Source organism: Longilinea arvoryzae (assembly GCF_001050235.1).
Taxonomy (GTDB): Bacteria; Chloroflexota; Anaerolineae; order Anaerolineales; family Anaerolineaceae; genus Longilinea; species Longilinea arvoryzae.
On sequence record NZ_DF967972.1, the window covers coordinates 1 to 21,803 of the forward strand.

General features: G+C 59.7%; 16 protein-coding genes and 1 tRNA gene. All 17 read right to left on the reverse strand.

What is annotated here, in order from left to right:
• Positions 1–69: 69 nt before the first annotated feature.
• The 17 genes from LARV_RS00005 to LARV_RS00085 all read right to left on the reverse strand — a co-directional run bounded on the left by LARV_RS00005 (position 70) and on the right by LARV_RS00085 (position 21,802).
• Entirely contained in the window at positions 70–765 is a 696-nt protein-coding gene (locus LARV_RS00005) for an RHS repeat-associated core domain-containing protein (protein ID WP_083522196.1), read from the reverse strand.
• A 172-nt stretch (positions 766–937) separates the two neighbouring features.
• On the reverse strand, positions 938–2,764 hold the full coding sequence (locus tag LARV_RS00010; protein ID WP_075071713.1) for a DUF6541 family protein: 1,827 nt from the start codon (positions 2,762–2,764) through the stop codon (positions 938–940).
• Between the two features lie 79 nt (positions 2,765–2,843).
• Positions 2,844–3,530 (reverse strand): hypothetical protein, encoded by a 687-nt coding sequence (locus tag LARV_RS00015; RefSeq protein WP_075071714.1) that lies wholly within the window; start codon positions 3,528–3,530, stop codon positions 2,844–2,846.
• Positions 3,531–3,591: 61 nt separating this feature from the next.
• Positions 3,592–5,844, reverse strand: a complete 2,253-nt coding sequence (locus tag LARV_RS00020; RefSeq protein WP_075071715.1) for a cache domain-containing protein — start codon at positions 5,842–5,844, stop codon at positions 3,592–3,594.
• Between the two features lie 69 nt (positions 5,845–5,913).
• Positions 5,914–7,545: a sigma-70 family RNA polymerase sigma factor gene (locus tag LARV_RS20865; RefSeq protein WP_075071716.1), complete on the reverse strand. Its 1,632-nt coding sequence runs from the start codon at positions 7,543–7,545 to the stop codon at positions 5,914–5,916.
• A gap of 35 nt (positions 7,546–7,580) precedes the next feature.
• Entirely contained in the window at positions 7,581–9,497 is a 1,917-nt protein-coding gene (gene dnaG, locus LARV_RS00030; protein ID WP_075071717.1) for a DNA primase, read from the reverse strand.
• Positions 9,498–10,025: 528 nt separating this feature from the next.
• The gene (gene glyS / locus LARV_RS00035) at positions 10,026–13,028 is read right to left on the reverse strand and encodes a glycine--tRNA ligase subunit beta (RefSeq protein ID WP_075071718.1); all 3,003 of its coding nucleotides are present in this window, start codon (positions 13,026–13,028) and stop codon (positions 10,026–10,028) included.
• Between the two features lie 141 nt (positions 13,029–13,169).
• On the reverse strand, positions 13,170–13,931 hold the full coding sequence (gene recO / locus LARV_RS00040) for a DNA repair protein RecO (protein ID WP_075071719.1): 762 nt from the start codon (positions 13,929–13,931) through the stop codon (positions 13,170–13,172).
• Positions 13,932–13,941: 10 nt separating this feature from the next.
• Positions 13,942–14,349: a cytidine deaminase gene (gene cdd / locus LARV_RS00045; RefSeq protein WP_075071720.1), complete on the reverse strand. Its 408-nt coding sequence runs from the start codon at positions 14,347–14,349 to the stop codon at positions 13,942–13,944.
• Positions 14,333–15,640, reverse strand: a complete 1,308-nt coding sequence (locus LARV_RS00050) for a hemolysin family protein (protein ID WP_075071721.1) — start codon at positions 15,638–15,640, stop codon at positions 14,333–14,335. The genes cdd and LARV_RS00050 overlap by 17 nt, the downstream gene beginning before the upstream one ends.
• A 1-nt stretch (position 15,641) precedes the next feature.
• Positions 15,642–16,661 carry a bifunctional UDP-N-acetylglucosamine diphosphorylase/glucosamine-1-phosphate N-acetyltransferase GlmU gene (locus tag LARV_RS00055; RefSeq protein WP_075071722.1) on the reverse strand — a complete coding sequence of 340 codons (1,020 nt, stop codon included), beginning with the start codon at positions 16,659–16,661 and terminating at the stop codon, positions 15,642–15,644.
• Positions 16,662–16,780: 119 nt separating this feature from the next.
• Positions 16,781–16,851: transfer RNA gene (locus LARV_RS00060), tRNA-Gln, on the reverse strand.
• A gap of 30 nt (positions 16,852–16,881) precedes the next feature.
• Complete coding sequence (locus tag LARV_RS00065; protein WP_075071723.1) at positions 16,882–18,015, reverse strand: response regulator; 1,134 nt, start codon at positions 18,013–18,015, stop codon at positions 16,882–16,884.
• Between the two features lie 202 nt (positions 18,016–18,217).
• A complete protein-coding gene (locus tag LARV_RS00070; protein WP_075071724.1) occupies positions 18,218–18,424 on the reverse strand; it encodes a hypothetical protein in 207 nt (68 codons plus the stop codon).
• Between the two features lie 11 nt (positions 18,425–18,435).
• The gene (locus tag LARV_RS00075) at positions 18,436–19,479 is read right to left on the reverse strand and encodes an ABC transporter ATP-binding protein (protein ID WP_075071725.1); all 1,044 of its coding nucleotides are present in this window, start codon (positions 19,477–19,479) and stop codon (positions 18,436–18,438) included.
• A gap of 12 nt (positions 19,480–19,491) precedes the next feature.
• Entirely contained in the window at positions 19,492–20,448 is a 957-nt protein-coding gene (locus LARV_RS00080) for an ABC transporter ATP-binding protein (protein ID WP_075071726.1), read from the reverse strand.
• 4 nt (positions 20,449–20,452) lie between these two features.
• Positions 20,453–21,802: an ABC transporter permease gene (locus LARV_RS00085; RefSeq protein WP_075071727.1), complete on the reverse strand. Its 1,350-nt coding sequence runs from the start codon at positions 21,800–21,802 to the stop codon at positions 20,453–20,455.
• Position 21,803: the final 1 nt, after the last annotated feature.

The window sequence follows — 21,803 nt, forward strand, 5'->3', positions numbered from 1 at the left end:
AGAACCGTAAGGATAACCTGACCTACCACCTTTTGTTAAGGTCCTGCATTTTACAGAAACAATCCTACACTACTGATCGTTTCTGCCAAGGTTATTTATTAAACCGCGAAATTCTGTGTGTACTCGTGTCCCATGGACTGATCCATTTCCATTTGCCACATTGTTCTGAGCTTGAGTAGCAGCAGATGAAAGGGTTTGCCTAATACTATCGACAGATGAAGTAGAGGTAAACAACCACGCCATTGCCGTACTTGACCAACCGATAGCTGTAGTCCCTGCGATAAACGTTGAAGTCAAAATAGAGCCAGATAATCCCAAGGATGAGAGTCCAAGGACTGCTCCTTGTAAACCCATCCCAACGAGACCAACGCCGCTCACGGCCATGATTACCGCCGAGGTCGCAGCCGCAGCCCCACCCACTCCCATCGCTAAGGTTTGCGCGATGTTATAGCCACAGAAGTTGGTGAAACCATTGGTCTGCTGGTAAGCATCGTAAATCGCTCCAGCGGCAAATCCGATCCCAGCGATGGCGAAGATAGGAACGATTTCCCCGCTCGGATCCGTGTACAGCACCGGGTTGTTCAGCGCGTAAACGTACGGCGTCAGGCTGGCCGGCTGGGTCAGCAAACCGGGGAACGGATCTTCGCTGATAAACCAGCCCTGCGCGGGCGAATAGTAGCGCGCCCGCAGATATTGCAATCCGGTCGCGTCTGTCCATTCGCCGGCGTAGCTGTAGCTGCTACTGCCCGTGCCGGTTTGGGCGATGGGAACGGATCAAAAGCATGGGAGGAGTTTGTTAAGAATTGCTCAAAAAAACAAGATGGAACGATAAAATGAATGTTACATTCAACAATTTTTCAGGAGCGTGTCGTTTACAAATTATTGCCCTTTGCTAAAATCAGCATCGGCCCAACCCTCTCCCCTTCACCCGATTGACTCACTTCGCAATCTCATAAATAAACACCCCATCCCTACGATATTCATTCACCACACCGGGACAATTGGCCAACCCCTCGGGCTGCACCGAACCCACGCCTTCCCGGATGTAGACATGCGTCAACCCGGCGGATTCGACCGCCTGCCAGAAGGCGTCGTCGCAGCCGGCCGCCTGGCTGGCCAGTTCGGCCTGCGCGGTCAACTGCTGCTGGTATTCGGTCGATCCCATCCAGGCCAGCGCCGGCGGGGTGACCGTCTGGCGGCCGGTCAGGGTCAGCAGCCAGTAGCCGCCGTCCACACCGCGGTACAATCCCTGCCAGCCGGCGGTGTTAATGAAAAAGCGCGCGTCCTGAGGTGTGTTTTCCCGCACCCACTGGATGGCCTGCATATCGGCCGGGTTGACCAGCACGGTGGTCGGGTTGAGCACATCCCGGGTGCGCAGCAGGCCCAGCACAAGCAGTCCCACGGCAGTCACCAACAGCGCCAGGTTACCTGCCCATGGCCGCGCCCTGAAAACCCAATCTGCCAGCCGCGCCAGGCCCGCGCCCAGCAGTACCGCCGCCGGCAGGAAGATCAGAATCGCCATGTGATCCGGCCGGAAGGGCGACAGGCGCATACCCCACGGCAGCATCAACAGACCCATCACCAGTCCCCAGGCAGCCAGTTCGCGCCCCGGCCCACGCACCAGCAGCCAGACCAGCGCCGCCAGGGCCAGGAGGTACAGCCCGTAGTTGTAGTTCGGCCCGATCAGGTACAGCAGGTATTGGCCGTAACCGGATTGGTCGCTGCTCAGCGGTGAAACCACCTCCAACCCGGCCTGGTAGCTCAAGGCTGTAAACGATCGCCACAACCAGGGCAGCGCCAGCAGCCCACCCAGCAGCGAAGCCCCGGCGGTGGTCAGCAGCGGCCGCCAGGCGCGCCTGACCAGCATGAACGCGCCCAGGATCAGCAGGAAGACCAGCAGCAGCAGTAGCGTGGTGTAATGCGACAGCGCCACGCCCGCCGTGAGAAAGACCAGCCGCGCCGCCAGCTCGCGCCGGAGAGGCTGGCGGGAGAGCTCCACGGCGGCAGCCATGGCCAACGGCAGCACAACCAGCCCGGTCAGCAGGGTGTAGCGTCCCCAGGAGACATAGTAGGCCGGCATCTGGAACACGAACGCCACCAGCAGGGCCGCCAGGACGGCCGCGCGCCGGTCGCGCCACAGCGCCCGCCCCAGGCGGTAGACCGAAAACGCGACTACGGCGTTGATCACCTGGCCGAACCACAGCACGCCCAGTTCGGCCGGGGTGCGCGCAATCACGCAGAAGATGGCTGCCAGCAGGTGAAAGCCGTAATGATAATTGAACTCGGCCGGGAAAAATGGCTCGAAGGTGGCCGGAATGGCGCCGTTCAGTTCGATCAGTTTGACCACCAGCACGTGGTGCACCGAATCGACCCAGGCCGGCAGTAGCAGGTCGCGCGCCTGAACCATTCGCCAGGCGACCGCCGCCAGCAGCAGCAGTCCGCCGGATAATCCCAGAACCGCCGCCGCCCAGCCGCCGCGGGAAAGCCACCCCGGGCGCAGGACGCCGATCAACCAAGCCGCCAGGCTGAACGCGTAAATGCCAACCATCGCGCTGGCGAAGAAGCTGGCGCCCAGCCAAAAACCGGCCAGCCCCACCAGCGTCGTCACGCCGATGCTGATTCCCAGCCCATCCGCCAGGCGTTCCAGCGGATCGCGTTCGTCAGCGGGCGCCCAGGCCTGCCAGGCCAGCCCGGGCAGGAACAGCACCACCGCCGCCGCCAGCAGATATTTGAGATGCGTGAGCAGGGATAAATCGGTCAGCATATACGGTTCGAATCAGCGGGCGAGATCAGCAGATGGGTTCACAGACGAATCGTCCCGCCGGATAGGATTATACAACGGCTTAGGGGTAACCGGGCGTGGTCGGCACCACAGTAACCGGCGGCGGATAACCGCCGCTGGTGGCCGTGGGTTGGGGCGTATGCGTGGGCGTTGGATACGGCGTACTGGTGGCGCTCGGCAGCGCGGTATGGGTGGAGGTCGGCTGAGGGGTGCGCGTGGGCGTGAATTGGGAGGTCTGGGATGGCGCAGGCGAATAGCGCGCGGTCGGTGTGCGGGTGGGCGAAGGGCCGGGCGTGCGCGTGTACCCCGGGGTCGCGGTCGGCGTCCATTCGAAGGTCAGGGTCAGGGTCGGCGTCCAGGTCAGGGTCGGCGTGACGCCGGGCAGCAGTGTCGCGGTCGGCAAACCGGTCGGCGTAACCGTCAAAGGCAGGAGATCGTCCAGGCGCGGTGTCACCGAGGGAACCGGCGTGAGCAGACCCTCGATGATTCCGGCCGGATCGGTGGCCTGCTGGTCGCGGAGGGCCTCTTCCAGCAGGCGCATCTCAGCCGGCGCCACAAAAACGCCCCGTAAATCGGCGGAATAATCCGCGTACAGCGGCGAATGGACCCCCTCCGGCAGCGATAGCCGCATCTGGCCCAGCCAGCCCTCTGAATTGAGGACAATCGCCACAATAAACACAATCCCTGCCAGCAAAGCCAGCAGGGCCAACAGCATGTAAAAAGAGCGAACAGGGTTGATCTGTCGCATTTCATTCCAAGTATAGCCGGGGTGCGCCGATCGCGACGCGCGTCCGCTTTACAATCGCTTATCAGATCGGGCGCCCGGGCCGTTGGGGATTCAGGTTGGGCAGTTCGTTCAGGCGGTAGACCATCAACTGTTCGGTCTTGCCCTTGACGGAATGTTTCCCCATCGGTTCGAGCCGATAATCCGTTTGCGAGTCGCCCAGGGCCAGCAGAGTGGGCTGGCTGATCAGAGCGCCGGTTTCAGCGAAAAGTTCGCGCGTCAGGCTTTCCAGGCGCTGCGAGGTGTTGACCGTGTCGCCGATGATGGTGTAATGCAGGCGGTCGCTGGTCCCCAGCCCGCCGGCAATGACCACGCCGGTGTGAATGCCAATGCCGGTCAGCAGCGGCGGATCGCCGCGCTGAACGCGTTCCCGGTTCAGGCTGTTGATGGCGCGCAGCATTTCCACGGCCGAATCGCAGGCGTCCTTTGCCGAACGGCGCGGATTGAGCATGCGCGGCAGGATGCCAAAAAAAGCCAGCATGGCGTCGCCGTCGAACTTGTTCACCACGCCGCCGTGCGACACCACGATCGGCACCAGCCGGCCGAAATACTCGTTCAACCAGTTGAACACCGTGGCGGGCGAGGCCTTTTCCGAGAGGGTTGTAAATCCGCGAATATCCGTCATGAGCACGCTGGCCACCGCTTCCTGCCCTTCCAGGCGCAGGTTGCCCGAGCCGAACGTCTGGCGAAGCTGCTCACGCACCTCGGGTGAGACGGTCCGTCCAAGCAAATCCCGGTAGATGTAACCCTCCTGCAGGCCGGCCACCATGAAGTTGAAGGATTGGGCCAGCACGGCCACTTCGTCATCGCCGCCGGAATCCACCTTTACTTCCAGATTGCCCCGGGCGACTTCAGAGGAGGCATGCACCAGTTTCAGAAGCGGTTTGGTGATCAGGCTCGAAAGGAAAAGGCCCACCCCAATCACCATCAAAATGGCCACCACCATTAGTATAAAAACTTCCAGACGGGTGATCTGGGTGGTGCGCACCAGAAAGGTCTGTTCCAGGGCCACGCCCAGCACGCCCAGGTCGGCGCCATTGCGCACTTCCCAGGGCAGCAGCAGCTCGCTGTAGCCCACCTGGCTGATGGTCAGGTCGCGGGTCAGGGTGGATTGATCCTGCTGGATCAAAACATTGCCGACCTGATTGCGGGCCAGCGGGAAACTCTCCGTATCCGTGAACAGAACGGAAGACAGGGGTTGGCCATCGAGATCGTAGATCGTAACCTGGCTGGTCGTATCGCTGCTCATGGCGGTCGCCAGTGAATGGATCGATTTTCCAACCAGCAGCGCGCCCACCTGATCACCGGAGGGGTCGAAGATCGGGCCGCTGACGTAAAAATAGCGGCCGAACGGGGTATCCTGAACTCCGGCAAACTTATCGCCCTGTTCGTCGCTACGCCCCTGCAACACGGCCTGCACGAAACCCACCGGTTGGAAGATCGTTTCGCCGCGCACCGAGGCGTACTCGCCGGCCTGACCGGAAGTACCCGGGCGCAGCCCCAGCACGCTGACGCCCTGCATGTCCAGGAATTCGACCGTCTCTTCGCCCGCGTTGACGATAGCCGGCAGCGTCAGCGAACGCAGGCCCTCCGCGTCACCGGATTGCACAGCCGCCGCGACACCCTGGGTGTTGGCCACCAACCGCAGCGTGGACAGCATGCGGTTTTCCTCACGCACCATCCAATCGCTGCTCTGACGCCCGGTTTCCAGCAATTGGTTGAGAAAACGGTCCTGGATCGAATCGAGCATCACCTGGCTGATGATTAACGCCGCAGCCGAGGCGAGGATGACCGCCAGCAACAAATACGGCAGGGTGATCTTGAAGCGTACCGGCATGCGCACGCGCGGCGCAGCCTGATCTTTCTTCACCGGCTTCGCTGCCTGGGCCCCGGCGGTTGGTCGGGTGTTGGGCGAAAGTCCGCCTTCCGCCCGGCGCAGCGCGACATCCAACCACTGGTTGGTGAAGGGCGCGCGTAAGAACACGCTCACTCCCAGGGCCTGCACGGCCATTTCACGCTGCAGGTCGGGGTGCGTGTTGGTCATGATGATGTTGAGATCCGGTTGGTCCCGGCGCAGGTCGCGCAAGAAATCGGACCAGGTCTTACCCGGAAAGTGAAGATCCATCATCACCAGGTTCGGAAGCACCTGCCCCAGCATGCTGCGCGCCTGATCCAGGTCTTTGGCCAGCCACACTTCGTCTCCGCGCGCGCGAAAAAGGCCGGCCAAGGCGACTGCGTTCTTGGGTTCACTCTGGAGGATCAATACTTTACGCGGCAATGTTCACTCCGATAAAATAGGAAGGCCGCGCACCGGATCATCCGGACGGGCCTTCGTAATGTCCAACGGTTAGCTCAGGTATTCGCGCAGGTGCCGGCTGCGGGTGGGATGGCGCAGTTTGCGCAGCGCCTTGGCTTCGATCTGGCGAATGCGCTCGCGTGTGACATTGAAATAGCGGCTGACTTCTTCGAGCGTGTGATCCTTACCGTCGATCAAGCCGAAGCGCAGTTCCAGCACCTGGCGCTCGCGTTCAGAAAGCGCCCCGAGGGCATTTTGCACCTGTTCGCGCAGCATCTCGCGCGCGGCGGCGTCCATGGGTTCCAGGGCATCGTTATCCTCGATAAAATCGCCCAACTGGCTGCTTTCTTCGTCGCCCACCGGGCGTTCCAGAGAAACCGGCTCTTCCGCCGATTGCAGAATACGCTGCACTTTGGCGGTCGCCCACATCCAGCGCCGCTGAACTTCGGGATCCAGGGACTGGTTTTCAGCGCGCGAACGTTGAATCGACTGCACGTCCTCATCCGACAGGAAGCCCGCTTCGAGGGCCAGCTCTTCGTGGGTCGGCTCGCGGCCCAATTGCTGCACCAGCGACCGCTGCACGCGCAGCAGGCGGGTGATGGCCTCGAACAGGTGCACCGGAATCCGAATGGTGCGGGCCTGTTCGGCAATGTAACGGCTGATCGACTGTCGAATCCACCAGGTGGCGTAGGTGCTGAATTTGAAGCCGCGGGTCGGGTCGAATTTAGCCACCGCGCGCAGCAAGCCGAGATTACCTTCCTGGATCAGGTCCAGGAAAGAAATACCCCGGCCCAGATACCTTTTGGCAATGCTCACCACCAAGCGCAGGTTGGCGCGGATCAGGGTTTGATTCGCTTCCTCCGCCCGGCGCTGGATGGCGTCGAATTCGTTCGGCAATTGACTTTCCTGGGGCAGCGCTTTGACAATCTGATCCAGATCGGGCATGCGCTGGTCGCTGCGCACCGCGCCTAACAAGGCCTGCGCGGTTTCGGACGGCAGCAGGTACAGGCACAGGAACAAAGAGAAAGCATGCCGCACCAATCCGTCCCACATGGGGTCCTTGCCCCACAAGCCGTTATCCATATAGCTGCGCAGATAGGAAGGCTCATCGGCCTGCCACTGGCGTTTCAGCATCTGCGCTTCGGTCAGCACCAGGCTTAAATCGGGCGTCTCCCCCTGGCTCAGACGCTGGCAATCTTCCTCCAGCCGCTCCCACGAGGTGATCAATTCCTGGGCGACATTCTTATACAGCGCCGGATAATGTCCGGGTTTGCCGGACGGCGGATCGATGTGGCTCTGCAAGGAAAGAATCCAGCGCTCAGCCTCGATGCGCGCAGCCAGCCGAAATTCGCTGTCCGCGTCCAACAGGTGAATTTGTCCGATCTCTTTGAGGTACAGGCGAACCGGATCCTCCGAAAGCTCCATCGCGATGGTGGGGTCTTCCAGCATCTCCAGCGGATCGTCCATTGCCATCTCCGCCCATTCTTCGTTGCTCTGCGCCAGAGCCGGTTCATCCGGCTCTTCCTTTGTCAGCGCATCATCGTCCACGGGGTTGAGGTTGGCGGACTTGGGCAGCGGAACGCCAGGTAGCCGGGTGCTGCGAGGACGCGGTAATGATTCGCTGCTCTTCTTTTCCGGCTTGTCGGTCGTATTTTGGGAGGGGATACTCTTCTTCCGGGGCATAAGCTTATTTATACCATAGATCAGGATTTCACATTTCAGTCAGGAATTAACGGCTTTGCAAGCGCCTTTTCCAGGCGATTGCGAGCTTGAGCGGACTGGCCGATCAGCTCTTGATAGGGGTTAAGGTCGAGATTTTCCTCCTGATCCTGCAAATCTTCCTGTAAGAAACGGATTTGTTGGATGCTCTGGTCGATCTTCAAAAGTCTCAAATCCATGATCGTGCGCACCAGGTCCTCGAAGCGTTTTTCAGAAGTTGGCTCGCCATAAGTCATATCGACGGTCAGCGCCTGCCAGGTATCCTCCAGGGAATCCGGCAGATTTTCCTGCAGGTACTTATTGATTTCCAACCGGTCCTGGGCCATCGATTCCAGCAGCAGATGGACGATCTGCTGGTGATCGCTAAGTTCGAAGTCGGCCTCTGAAAAACGCCCCAGGCCGTTTTGTTGTAAGAAACGATCCACCTGGTAAATAATATCCGGTTGGCGCAGCAGCAGGTGCAGGCAGTGCGCTTCCATGGCGGCGGCGCGCTGCCCGGACGTGGCCGGAATGGCCTGCGTGCGCCGACCCGGGCGTTCGGTCTTGATGACCGGTTTGCGGCGCTGGCCGGGCGCGGCTGCCGGAGCAACGCCCTGCAGCGCACGCACATCCACCTTCAACATGCGCGCCAGACGCTGGCGATAGGTATCCCTTTCCACCGGGCTGGGCACATCTTCGATGAGCGGCAGCACCTGCGCCGCCACCTCGGTCTTCGTCTTGGGATCCTCCAGGTCGCGGCCGGCCGCCAGCGTATCCATCACGTGGGCCACGATGGGTTTGGCCGCCTCGAGGATCTTGCGCCATTCTTCCGGATCGCGCAACACCACCTCATCCGGGTCCATACCCGGCGGCAGGGTGGTGACGCGCACATCCGCCTGCAGGCGCGCCTCATGGCGCAGCAGGCCGCGCGCATCGAAGGCGATCTCGTCGTTGTGATCCAGCGACTGGCGGGCGATTTCCAGACCGCGCAGGGTGGCCTTGTCACCGGCTGCGTCGGGGTCCAGCGCCAGCACAAACCGGCGCGTGAAGCGCTTGAGCAGGCGCATTTGATCCTCGGTCAGCGCGGTGCCCATCGGTGAAACCGCGTTGCTGAAACCCGCCTGGTGCAACACGATCACATCCAGGTAACCCTCGACGATCACGACCTGGTCCTGGCTGCGGATCATCTTGCGCGCCTGGTCCAGACCGTAGAGCAGCCGGCCCTTATCGAACAGCGCCGTCTGGGGTGAATTGAGGAACTTGGGGACGTCATTGGGGTCGAGGATGCGCGCGCCAAATCCGGCCATATGGCCCATCGCGTCCCGGATAGGAAACATGATCCGGTTGCGGAAGCGGTCGTAAGTGCCTTCGCGTTCCTGGCGTTCGGTGACCAGCCCGGCCCGCAGCATCTCGTCATTCGAATAGCCCTTGCCGCGAAAATACTGCAGCGAATTTTCCCAACCCTCCGGGGCGTATCCCAGGCCGAAGGTCTCGATGGTTGCCTGCGTCAGGCCGCGTTTGGTCAGATACGCCAGGGCCGGCTGGCCGGCGGGCGTTTGCAGCAGGTGGTGGCGGTAGAAATTGACTGCTTCCTCCAGCAGACCCTGCAGGCGTTCGTTGACCTGCTCGGTTTGCTGGCGTTGCGGGGTAACCGGTTCGAGTTGCACCCCGGCTTTTTCGGCCAGGAAACGCAGCGTCTCCGGAAAATCCCAGCCTTCCTTCTTCATCACGAAGCGGAAGATATCCCCGCCCTCGTTGCACTGGCCAAAGCAGCGCCAGGTGCCCGATTCGGGGAAAACGACGAAGGCCGGCGTGCGGGTATTGGTGTGAAACGGGCAAAACCCGGTGTAGTTTTTACCGGAACGGCGCAGTTTCACCGTCTCGGACACCAGGTCAACAATATCGATGCGCGATTTGATATCGTCAATCGCCGTCATTCACTCACCTCAATCCGGATTCTATCGCACAAAAGGCCTGCGTGCCAGTCAGCCCAAAATTTGAATACTATTTTTATCCAATATATTCAACGCTCCCCCACAGCACAATAACTGTACCGGAGAATTCGTATTCGCTCAACCGAAAAAACGTTACAGATTTGTAACGATTTCTTTACAATCCCCGGGATGCAGCCGGTCTTCTCATCCATAGGGGCGGTCTGTGTGCCGCCTCGGGATCTGGCAGACACATAGGTTTACACCTACAAGAAACCCCAAACCTGGCAGACACACAGGTCTGCACCTACACGTGGAACAACCCTTGTGCCGCCCCCCACACACGCCGGTCTTCTTCTCTGTAGGGGGCGGCCTGTGTGCCGCCCCGGGATCTGGCAGACACGCAGGTCTGCATCTACAAGAAGCCCCAAATCCGGCAGACACATAGGTCTGCACCTACAAGAAGAGGGCGGCCTGTGGCCGCCCTCAAATCCAATTGTTTTTGTGTTTGAAAAAACCGCCGCAGGGCCGAATCTAGAAGCCTTCCAGCTTCGCGAAATCCGCCACCCCGTTGGCCAGCCCGGCGATGCGCTGCAGCATGCCCAGCCGGTTGGCGCGCGCGGTCGCATCCTCCGCCATTACCAGCACCTCATCGAAGAACCGGTTGATGACCGGGATCAGCGGCAGCAACACGGCGAAGAAATCCTCCACCGAACCGGGTGTGCGGGATTGGCCTTCCGCCGCGGTCAGGGCCGCATACAGATCCTTTTCAGCCTTCTCCACCAGAGCGGCCGGATTGACGACATACTGTTCCTTCTGGTCGCGGGTGATGCGTACGCAGCGCGAATAGGCCGGCAGGATGGTATTCCAATCGGGACGCGCCACCCAGGCCGTCAATGCCTTAACGCCCCGTGAAACCGCCGCCGGATTGGAAACCTGCGCCCCCAGCACCGCTGCCACGATATCGTAACGGTAGCCCTGGTCGAGCAGCGCGCTTTGCATGCGCCCGCCGATGAACTCCTGGACCTGGGCCAGCACTTCGGGCGTGACCGCCAGCGGCATTTTTGCCGCGGCCGCTTCCAGCGTGCTCCGCAGGTCGAAGTCCAGGTTCCAGCCGATCAACGCCTGAGCCAGTCCCTGGGCGGCGCGCCGCAGCGCGAAGGGATCCTTCGTGCCGGTGGGCGCCATGCCCGCGGCAAACAAGCCCACCAGCGAGTCGATCCGGTCGGCCAGTCCAACCAGCAACCCGGGTTTGGAGGCCGGCAAAGCGTCGCCGCTGAAGTGCGGCAGGTAATGTTCGTAGATCGCCTTTGCCACCGCCTCGTTCTCACCCGAGCTGAGCGCGTAATGGCTGCCCATGATACCCTGCAATGCGGTCATTTCCACCACCATGTGGGTGGCCAGGTCGGCCTTGCACAGGTGTGCGGCGCGCAAAGCGGTCTTCGTCTCGTCGGGGGTCAATTTCAGCGCCGGAGCCACGTTTTTTACCAGGGTTTCGATGCGTTCGGACTTGTCCAGCATCGAGCCCAGCTTGATCTGGAAAATCAAGGTGGAGAGTTTGGCGCGGAAATCTTCCAGCTTGTGCTGCAGATCTTCGCGGATGAAGAACGCCGCATCCGCAAAGCGTGCGCGAATGACCTGTTCGTTGCCGTCGGTCACCACGTCGATATACTGACCATCTCCGTTGCGCACGGCGATGAAATACGGCATCAGTTTTCCATTGGCCTGGAAGACCGGGAAGTAACGCTGGTGCTTCTTCATGACCGAAACCAGCACTTCGGGGGGCAATTTGAGGTGATCCTTATCGAAGCTGCCCAGCAGCCCGGTCGGAGCTTCCACCAGGTTGTTCACTTCGTCCAGCAGGTCGACGTCCATCCGTTCCGGATCGCCGCCGGCCTGGGCAATCAAGCGCTGCACCTGCACCTGGATGGCGGTCTTCCGCTCGTCCGGGTCGAGGAGGATGCCCTGCTTGCCCAGCGCCTGGAAATACTCCTGGGCGCCGCGCACCGGAATGGTCTCCGGCGGATAGAAGCGCAGGCCGCGGGTGACGTTGCCGGAGATCAGCCCGGCGTATTCGAACGGCGCCACCTCGCCGCCCAACTCGGCCAGCAGCCAGCGAATCGGCCGCGAGAAATACACCCCGCTGGCATTCCAGCGCATGGGTTTGTCGAACTTGATCGCAGCCACCAGACCGGGCAGCGCTTCGGCCAATACCTCACCCGCGCCGCGGCCGGGCTCGTGAACCACGGCCGCCGCGTAGCGGCCGCCGTCGATTTCGCGCACTTCCAGATCTTCCACGCGAAGGCCTTTACCGCGGGCAAATCCCTCGCCGGCTTTGGTGGGCTTACCCTGCGCGTCGAAGGCGCGGTCAGCCGGCGGCCCCTTGATGACCAGGGTACGGTCCGGCTGGCGCGCGGCCAGTTTTTCGACCACCGCCACCAGGCGGCGCGGGGTGCCGTAGATTTGCACCTTCGCATATTCGAGGCGCAGGTCGGCCAGCAGCGCGGGGACGCGCTCGCGCAATTGCGCCACCGCCGATTCCAGGTCCGCGCAGGGCAGCTCTTCGACGCCGATTTCCAGCAGGAAATCGCTGGCTTCGGTCGGCCGCGGAATCAACGGCAGGGTCGGTTCGGCGGCTTTGGCTTTGTCAGCCGGGCTGCCGTTCAACCAGGGGAATTCCATCTCCTGGCGCTGCGCAACATAGGCTTCAGCCGTGCGGCGGGCCAGATCCCGCATGCGCCCGAACAATGCCTGGCGTTCGGTGACGCCGATCGCGCCGCGCGTATCCAGCACATTGAAAGTGTGCGAGCATTTCAAGACGTAATCGTGGGCCGGCAGCACCAACCCCTGGTCCAGCGCGGCTTCGGCTTCGGCCTCGAACAGCTTATACATCTGGCGCAGGCGATCTACGTCGGCGACTTCAAAATAATACTTGCTGTGTTCGAATTCACCGCGCAGGTGCACGTCGCCGTAACTGCGCTCAGGCGACCAGCGGATGTCTTTGAAGTGGTGTACGCGCTGCATGGCCATGGCAATGCGCTCGAGACCGTAGGTAATCTCGACCGAATTCGGCGTCAGCGGCATGCCGCCGGCCTGCTGGAAGTAGGTAAACTGCGTGATTTCCTGCCCGTCCAGCCACACTTCCCATCCCAAACCCCAGGCGCCCAGCGCCGGCGATTCCCAGTTGTCCTCGACGAAGCGAATATCGTGCTGGCGCGGATCGATCCCCAGCGCTTCGAGCGATTTCAGATAGATCTCCTGCGGATTGCCGGGATCGGGTTTGAGGATGACCTGGAACTGGGTGTGCATCTGCAGGCGGTTCGGATTTTCACCGTAACGGCCGTCATCCGGGCGCACGGAGGGCTCCACATAGGCCACCTTCCAGGGTTCCGGTCCCAGTACGCGCAGGTAGGTGGCCGGGTTCATCGTGCCGGCGCCGACCTGGGTGTAGTATGGCTGCCAGATCAGGCAGCCCTGGTCCGACCAGAAACGCTGCAGGGTCAGAATTATCGATTGGAAATCAAGCGCTTGGTTCATGATAAAAACTCCCATCTTTAATTGCAGACATCCGGGACAAAAAGGCCCATATTGTAAAATTTACTCATTCGGCGGGTCGGATAGGCCCGTAGAATGGCTTGAATTATATCCCAGAGTCACAGCTTTGACTTAATCGCCGTTCTACTTGCGCTGCACTTCCCGCAAAAAAGCCGGCGAGTTCAAACCGCGCTCCAACAGATAGGTCAGATAATATTGCATCAGCGCTTCCAATTCCGGCCGCACCGCGTCCGGAAGTCGCACCCGGGTGGCGTCGGCGTAAGAACTGCGCTGGTAATGGCGCAGGAATTTCAACGCCTGCAGCGAGACCGGGCGCGCTTCGGCGGTGTCGATGCCGCAGCGCGGGCAGACCACCCCGCCCAGCAGCGCTGAAAAGAACTGCGCTTCCGGCTGGATCTCATTGCCGCAGCGCACGCAATGTTGTAGTTCGGGCCGAAACCCCAGCAGGTCCAGCAGGCGAACTTCGTAATAGCGAATGGCCGGCACCGGGTCTTCCAACGTGGCGACGCGCTCCAGCCCTTCGACATACAGGCGGTAGAGCGATGAATTCTCACCTTCTTCATACGTAAAGCGGTCGAGTAATTCGGACACATACGCCGCGTACGCCGTGCGCTCCAGGTTATCCCGCAGCGGCAGGAAAGCATCCAGGGTATCCGCCTGAGTCACGATCCAGATATCCCGGCCGCGAGCCAACATCAATGCAACGCGCGTAAACGGCTCGAGGTGCCCGGCCTTGCGCGAACGCAGCCGGCGCACACCTTTGGCCACCACCCGCAGCTTGCCCAGCTCGCGCGTGAAGAGGGTCAGCATCCGATCGGCCTCGCCCCAATCGGAATGCCGCAGGACCACCGCTTCCACGCGCTGCGAGTGAGGCAAACGACTCATTCAGGCGTCCTTAAGGCTGCAACGATTCCGGTGTGAAGGCCCCGGGCAGCAAATCGCGCACGCTCATTTCCATGGTCACGTTGCCCTCCTGGTCGGCCATGATCACCACCGTGTCCAGGCCAAATTCGGCCAGCACCTGGCGGCACGAACCGCACGGCGAGCCCCCATTGGAGGTCACCACGGCAATCGCCTCGAAAGTGCGCTCGCCTTCCGAAACCGCCTTGAAGATGGCGACTCGTTCGGCGCAGACCGTGACCGGGAAAGCCGAATTTTCGATGTTCACGCCGTCATAGATCTTCCCGCTGCGCGTCAGCAGCGCCGCGCCTACGGCGTAATGCGAATAAGGCGAATACGACCATCTGCGCGCCTGGCGAGCCAGTTCGATCAGTTGCTTGCGAGTTTCATCGTTTAGAGTCATTTTCTTCCTTTTCAACGGTCGGTTCAGACAGTATGCGGCGCGCCCGGACCCGGCGAATTCGCCGTCCGCTGACCATTTCCACGGTAAGTTTCCAACCTTCCACTTCCACCGATTCGCCCTCCACCGGGACGTGGCCCAGCGTGCCGTACAGATAACCGCCAACGGTATCGGCCATTTCTTTGGGAATGTGCATCCCCAGCAGGTCATTGAGATCGTCCAGGGCGGTCCGCCCGACGAAGAGCATTTCATCCGGCCCGATCTGTTGGAAGGGTATGTCTTCCGCCTGGTCATATTCGTCGCGGATTTCACCGACGATTTCCTCGACGATGTCCTCCAACGTCACCAGACCGGCCATCCCGCCGTATTCATCCACCACCACGGCAATATGCACGCGTTTGGACTGCATTTCGGCCAGCAGATCATCCACTTTTTTGGACTCGGGCACAAAATAGGCCGGGCGCACGTAGTTGCGGATGGTTTTTTCCTGGCCGCTTTCCAGATGCAGGCGCAGCAAATCCTTTGCGTAAACCACGCCGACCACGTTGTCGATGTTTTCTTCATAAACCGGAATCCGGGAATGGCCGGAGGCAACCAGGGCGCGCGTGGCCTCCAGAATGGTCGTATTGCTTTCCAGGGCCAGCACCTCGATCCGCGGAACCATTACCTCGCGGCACAAGGTATCGCCAAACCGGAAGATGGAATAGATCATCTGGCGCTCGCCCTTTTCCAGGCTGCCGCCTTCGGGTTGGCCGACCTCGACCCAAGTTTTGAGTTCGTCCTCGGTCACGGTGCCAATCTGATGTTCCAGGGTATGCGGCGAATTGCTGAAGGCCAGCATCAGGATGCCCACCGGTCGGAACAGGAAGTCGATCACCCCCGCGGTCCCGGTCATGCGCAGGGCCCAATCCTCCGGGTTACGCAGCGCCATGCCTTCCACGCTGACTTCGATGAGCGAAATCAACAGGCCGGCGCCAACGGCAAACACCAGCGCCTGCCAGCCCGGCAGAGAAAGCCCGGCCGTTTGAGCGGTTGACAGGCGGTTGAACTGCCAGAACCCCGCCGCGGCCAGCGTAAAATGCGCAAGTGCGGCAGAAAACCGCAACGTCATGCGCAATGTCGGTCTTTCGAGCAATTTCAAAGTCCGTTGGCTGTCTTCGTGCCCTTCCTGAGCAGCCAGGTTCATCAACTGTGGCAGGCGCGCATTCACCAGGCTGGCCCGCACCAACGCAAACAGGAAATCCAGCGCCAGCGTTACGCCCAACACAGTCCAAACCAGACTATCTTCGTCCATCCTACTCCATTTTTCCGGAGCATTCCCCCTTGAGGTGAGAATACGGCTCCAAATGAGTCATGGCTGCAACCTCACTGTTTTCAACAATCGCCGCGGTCAGCGTGCAGCCTGCACCGACCTGGCTGTCAATCACCATTGTATTGGGACCCAGAACACAATTCCCGGCGATGCGCGAGTTTCCGCGCAGCCAGGTGTTGGGATAAATAACCGTATCGCGGCCGATTTCGACTTCCGGCTCGATGTAGGTCGTCGCCGGATCGACCATGGTCACGCCTGCCAGCATCCAGGCCGTATTGATGCGCCGGCGTAGGATCGCTTCCACCTCGGACAGGTGAACGCGCGTGTTGACTCCCACCGCTTCGGTCGGATCTTGCGTGCAGAACGCGCGCACCTGCCCGCCTTCCGACACGGCGATCTCGACCAGGTCGGTGAGATAATATTCCCCTTTGGGGGATATGCGCACCATGCGCAGCGCCGGCCATAGCCATTCGGAGCGAAAGACAAAGGCGCTGGCGTTCAATTCGCGCACGGCAAGCTGCTCGGGGTTTGCAACCGCCTCTTCGACGATGGCCCGCACACTGCCGTCTTTCCCGCGGATCACGCGGCCAAAACCATGCGGGTCATCCAGCACCACGCTCAGCATGCTGATCGGCCCGGGGTTATCCAGTTGCATTTCCACAAGATGGTGCAGGGTTTCGCTCTTCAGCAGCGGCATATCCGCGTAGGTCACCAGGATCAAACCGGTTTCATCCCCCAGCAGTCCTTCGGCAGCCTGCACGGCGTTGGCCGTGCCCAATTGTTTTTCCTGCACGGCAAACCGGGCCGTGCTGCCCACCGCTTTGCGCACCGAATCCTCTCCGTACCCTACCACGACCACGGGCGGTTCGTCTGTCAGGGCTGCGGCAGTGGAAAGCGCATGCATCACCAGTGGTTTACCGGCCAGGGGATGTAACATCTTGGGCAGCGCTGATTTCATGCGCGTTCCATGACCGGCTGCCAGCACCACACTCGAAATTCTCATGCCATTGCTCCAGTGAAGTTAAGCGCAAACGAGCCTCGCGCCGCTGAAATCGCCGCGTCAGGCTCGTTCACGCCATCCAGGGGGTGTATGTCTTCCTCCATCAAATCCAATTCATCAGGCTGGGGCACCTGGATTCGAACCAAGATCCACAGATCCAAAGTCTGGTGTGCTGCCTTTGCACCATGCCCCAAGAAACGCGAAATTGATTTTAACACAAAAGTCACAGATCATCCAGATGATGGCGGTTCTGGGCCGAAGACCGTTCATTGCCTTCATCTGGCGCCAATCCCAACTGGCGCGCCTGATCGTAGGACAGCGCGTCCGGAGTCGCCGCGGCGTTGCCGGGGGCTTCGCTGACATTGGCCCAAAATGCGTCCACGTCATCCGGCTTGAGAGTCTCTTTGGACTGGGTCAGCAGTTCGGCCATGGCTTCGACATCTCCGCTCTCTTCGACCGGCGCTTCGGTTTCCACGGCCTCTGGCGGTTCGGCGGGCTCTTCTTCATTGAGCGCGCTCAACGTTTCAGGCGCTACAAACGGCGGCAGCGTTTGAACCGGGGCGCCCATCTGGGTGAGAACACTCAGGATGCGGTCGCGAATGGCCATGGCCGATTCCAGCGCTGCCGCCAGCCGCAGCAGGCTGCGCCCGGCCGGAAAGACCACCAGCAGGCCGAAATCGCCCACTGGCATCACCAGCAGGTCCTTCTTTTCACCACTGAAGATCTGCCCGCCGCGAACCGGGCCGCGCCCCACCAGGCGCCATACCTTCTGCGCAGCACTCAAACTGGAGACGATCCATGAGCCGCCTTCGGCTTCAAGTTCGAGCGTTTGCTCGCTTCCGGCGCTGGCCGCCACGTGCCCACTCTCGTCCAGCAACGTCACCGTCTCGGCAGCGCATTCCTGGCGCAGGCCGGCCAGCAACTCGGGTAGGCGATCTTCACCCTGGGGCGACGCCGGCGCATTTTCCTGCACGGGTCGATCGACCTTGAGTTCCAACAGCCTCTGAACCGTGTTCAAAAAGTCGTCCATTTCCAAAGGTTTGGTGAAAAACGCGTTGACCTGCAAGTCCTCGGACTGCTTGCGATATTCCCCATCCAGCATGCCGGTCATTACGATGACCTTCAGGTCCTTCTGGCGGGCGCGTAGTTTGGATACCAACTCGAAGCCGGTAATGCCCGGCAGACGCACATCCACCACGGCCAGTGAATATCGTTTGCGCGGCGACTCAAGCAGGGCTTCTTCTGCAGACGGAACGACCTGCACTTTAATGTCTGCTCCCAGGGTTGCCAGGGCCGATTGAAGCAGCCTGCCCAAATCGCGTGTATCTTCTACGATGAGGATATTTATTTCTGCCATGACGCTCTTTTCGATTTAACTCATTTTCGAAACATCAAGCCATCCTGCCGCAGACCTCGGCCGAATGCTGCATAAATTATAGCAGAATTCACCCGCGCGGCCTTTCCCCGTAAACCCGCCGGTTTTACAGTCTCATTACAGTTCAGAATCGAAAAATGTCCGCCGGCGGCGGACATTTTTCGATTTGAGAATTCGGAACGGGCTATTTCTTGTGAAGGCGAGTGTAGGTCACCAGACCCAGCATCGCAATCACCAGGCCCAAAATTTGGCAGATATAGCTAAAGAAATTTAGAAAATAAGTCGATTCCAGCACCTTGATCAGAATCAATAAAGGCAATGCGATGCCAACCAGCATCAGGAACACGCCAATTGCCATCATAATTCGTGGATCGAGCGCTTTGGAAGTCATATCCTACTTCCTTATTTCTTATACAACCAGCAAGCTGCGGTATGTTCGCTTTCGATCTCGAAATCCGGCGGTACTTCCACATCGCACAGACCCTTGATGATGAACGGGCAGCGCGGATGGAAGCGGCAGCCAGCCGGCGGCTTGATCAGGTTTGGCGGTTCGCCTGGCGGAACATCCTTGTAACTGTAGGCGTTATTGGCATCCGGCTCCGAAGTACCGGTCAGCAAAGCCTTGGTATACGGATGGGAAGCATTACGCAGCAGGTCCTCGGTCCTGGCCTTTTCGACCAGGTTTCCGGCGTACATGACGAAGATGCGGCGCGAGAAGTAACGCACGGTCGAGAGGTCGTGTGTGATGTAGATCACGGCCACTTTGTACTTTTCCTGCAGGCTGCGCAGCAGTTTGAGGATCTCGACGCGCACCGAGGCATCCAGCATGGACACCGGTTCGTCGGCGACCATCAATTTCGGATCGAGGATCATCGAGCGCGCTATCACGATACGCTGTTGCTGGCCGCCGCTGAGCATATGCGGGAATTTGGGCAGGAAGTCCAGTACCGGCGACACCTTGACTTCAGTCAAAGCCCGTTCGATGCGCTTCATGCGTTCTTCGCGGTTCTTGGTGGTGTTGATCACCAAGGGTTCTTCCAGAATCCGTTCCACGGACATAAAGGGCGCCATTGCGCCGTAGGGATCCTGTTGCACATACCCGACCTGGGAGCGATACTTTCGTAGTTGCTCGCCCCGCATATCGGCAATGCTCTGGCCGCCATATGTGATGCGGCCCTTGGTGATTTTATTCAGGCCCAGGATGGTGCGCATGAGGCTGGATTTACCGCAGCCGCTTTCGCCAACGATGGCGATCGCTTCGCCGTACGCGAGCTGGAAGTTCACGCCATCCACCGCGTGAACGTAGCCTGCGATGCCGAAACCGAAGCGGCGCAATTCGAACCAGACTCGCAAATCTTCGACCGAGAGCAGCACATCGCTCTTCGCCTTCTCGGCTGTGGAAACGGGCGCAGTGCTGACGTTCTCAGGGATGATCGAATCAGTCATGGAGTATCTCCTTTAAACGTACAACCAGCATTTGACCAGATGGCCTTCTTTATTGACCACCGGCGGCTCTTCATCGCATTTCCCAAAGCGCAACGGGCAGCGATCTTTAAAGCGGCAGCCTGTCGGCAGGAAGAGCAGGCTTGGCGGTTGGCCGACGATGAAATCCGGCTCTTTGTCGCCCCGCAGGCGGGGGACGCTGGCCATCAACTTGCGCGAATAGGGATGCAGCGGTTCATGGAAGAAGCGCATCGCATCGCACACTTCGACGATCTGTCCTGCATACATGACGGCCACTTTATTGGCCAGTTCGCTCGAGGTGGCGATGTCATGCGTGATCAGGATATAGCTGGTTTCCATTTCCTTCTTGATCCGCTTGAGAACGTTGAAGATGTTAGCCTGAGTCAACACATCCAGCGCTGAAGTCGGTTCATCCAGAATGATCAGATCCGGCGTGGTGACCAGGGACATGGCGATCGCCGAGCGTTGGCGCATGCCGCCGGAGAGTTCGAACGCATAGCGCTCCAGGAACTCCTCGGGCACACCCACCAGGTCGAACATCTTCCGCGCCTGCTCCATGGCCTTTTCTTTGGAAATTCCAGCGTGAACCATCAACGGCTCGGCCACCTGCTCGCCCACGCGCAGTACCGGGTTGAGCGAGTTCATGGCTGCCTGGGGCACCAGGGACATTTGCTGCCAGCGAACATTGCGCCGGAACTCTTCGTCGTTCAGCGCCATCACGTCGTTGCCGTTCAAAAACACTTTACCGGAATAGGCCTGCACGTTGCGGGGCAACAGGCGCAGCAGCGCTTTCGCCAGGGATGTTTTTCCACAACCCGATTCGCCCAGGACGACCACGGCTTCGTTATGGTTCAATTCGAAATTGACCCCATCCACTGCTTTGACAGCGCCGCGCTCGGTGCGAAAGTGCAAAACCAGGTTTTCGATACGTAAGAGTTGATTGTCAGCCATAGGTTTACAGGCCTCTCAGTTTCGGGTTGAAGATACGGTCGAGAGCAAAGCCCACTGCCGCAAAGCCCAAACCGGTGAACATCAACAGGACGGCCGGCTCGAGGATCCAATAGTAGAGTCCTTTGTAAAGCGCGCCGTTGCGTTCAGCATCGTTGATCATCTTGCCCCAGGTGGGCAATACTGGATCGCCCAGGCCTAGAATGGCCAGGGATGCCTCGAGGAACACGTAGGATGGTACCGAGGAAACTAACGCGGGAATAAGCAGCGGGATGATGCGCGGCATCAAATACTGGAAGATGATGCGGGTATTGCTGGCGCCGTACGCCTTGGCTGCTTCGATATAGGTAGATTCTTTGACCTGCATGAACATGGCGCGGTAGGATTTGATCGAGCTGGTGAAAATGCTCAACGCCACCGTCACGCCCAGAATGAGCCAGATGCTCCGGCTATAGAACGTGCCCACCATAATCAAGATCGCCAGGAAAGGCAGCACCATGTTGATTTCGGTAATCCGCTGGATTAAAGCATCGATCCAACCGCCGTACCAGGCGCCGACTGCCGAGATGATCATGGTCAGCACTGCCGTGAACACAGCCGCCAGCAGACCGAAGGCCAGCGCAATGGGCGTGCCCCACAACAGTGAAATGCCCAGATCGCGCCGCTGATGGTCTGTTCCGGCCCAGCCAGCCACCTGGCCGTGCATCACGAATTCAGCGTTGATATCCGAATCTTTTTCGAACGCCACACCCTGAATGAGAAGCTGGTAGGTGCCCTTCAATGTGACGGGCGGATCGGATTTCGGCACAGAGAACAACCCCTTCATGGCGTCTTCCGTTTTCAGGCGTTTGAGCAGTTTTTCATCCTGAGAGAAACGGAAGGTCTGCTTTGCGTTGATGCCAAAATCGTCGATCCGGATTTTACGCTCATCCGGCGTAATCAGATAAACCGAGACGAAGGGCGGTTTTTCGGCATACGTAGACGTGAAGTAGATCATCAGGTCTTGCGGATAACCGTCGTAGTTGTAATCGAAGGAGTAGGTGAATTCGATGGAGGAAGTGTTCTGCTCGCCAACGGTCACCGTTTTCGTCATCATGCCTTTTCCATCGCCCGATTTGACGGCGAAGGAAACCGGCTGCTTCTTCTCGGTAAACCAGTTGTACCAGATGGGAGGCGCGAACTTGGGATTCTGGTACCAGACGTCTTCTCCGCCGCGCCACAGGCGAACGGCTTCGGCGTAGGGAATTTTGATCAGTGCATAAGCCGCCAGAACGATCAACAAAAAAATGATGATCGAACCCGCTATCGCCGAGGGGTAATGCGCAATATCGCGAAAAAAGTTCTTAAGCTTTTTCATA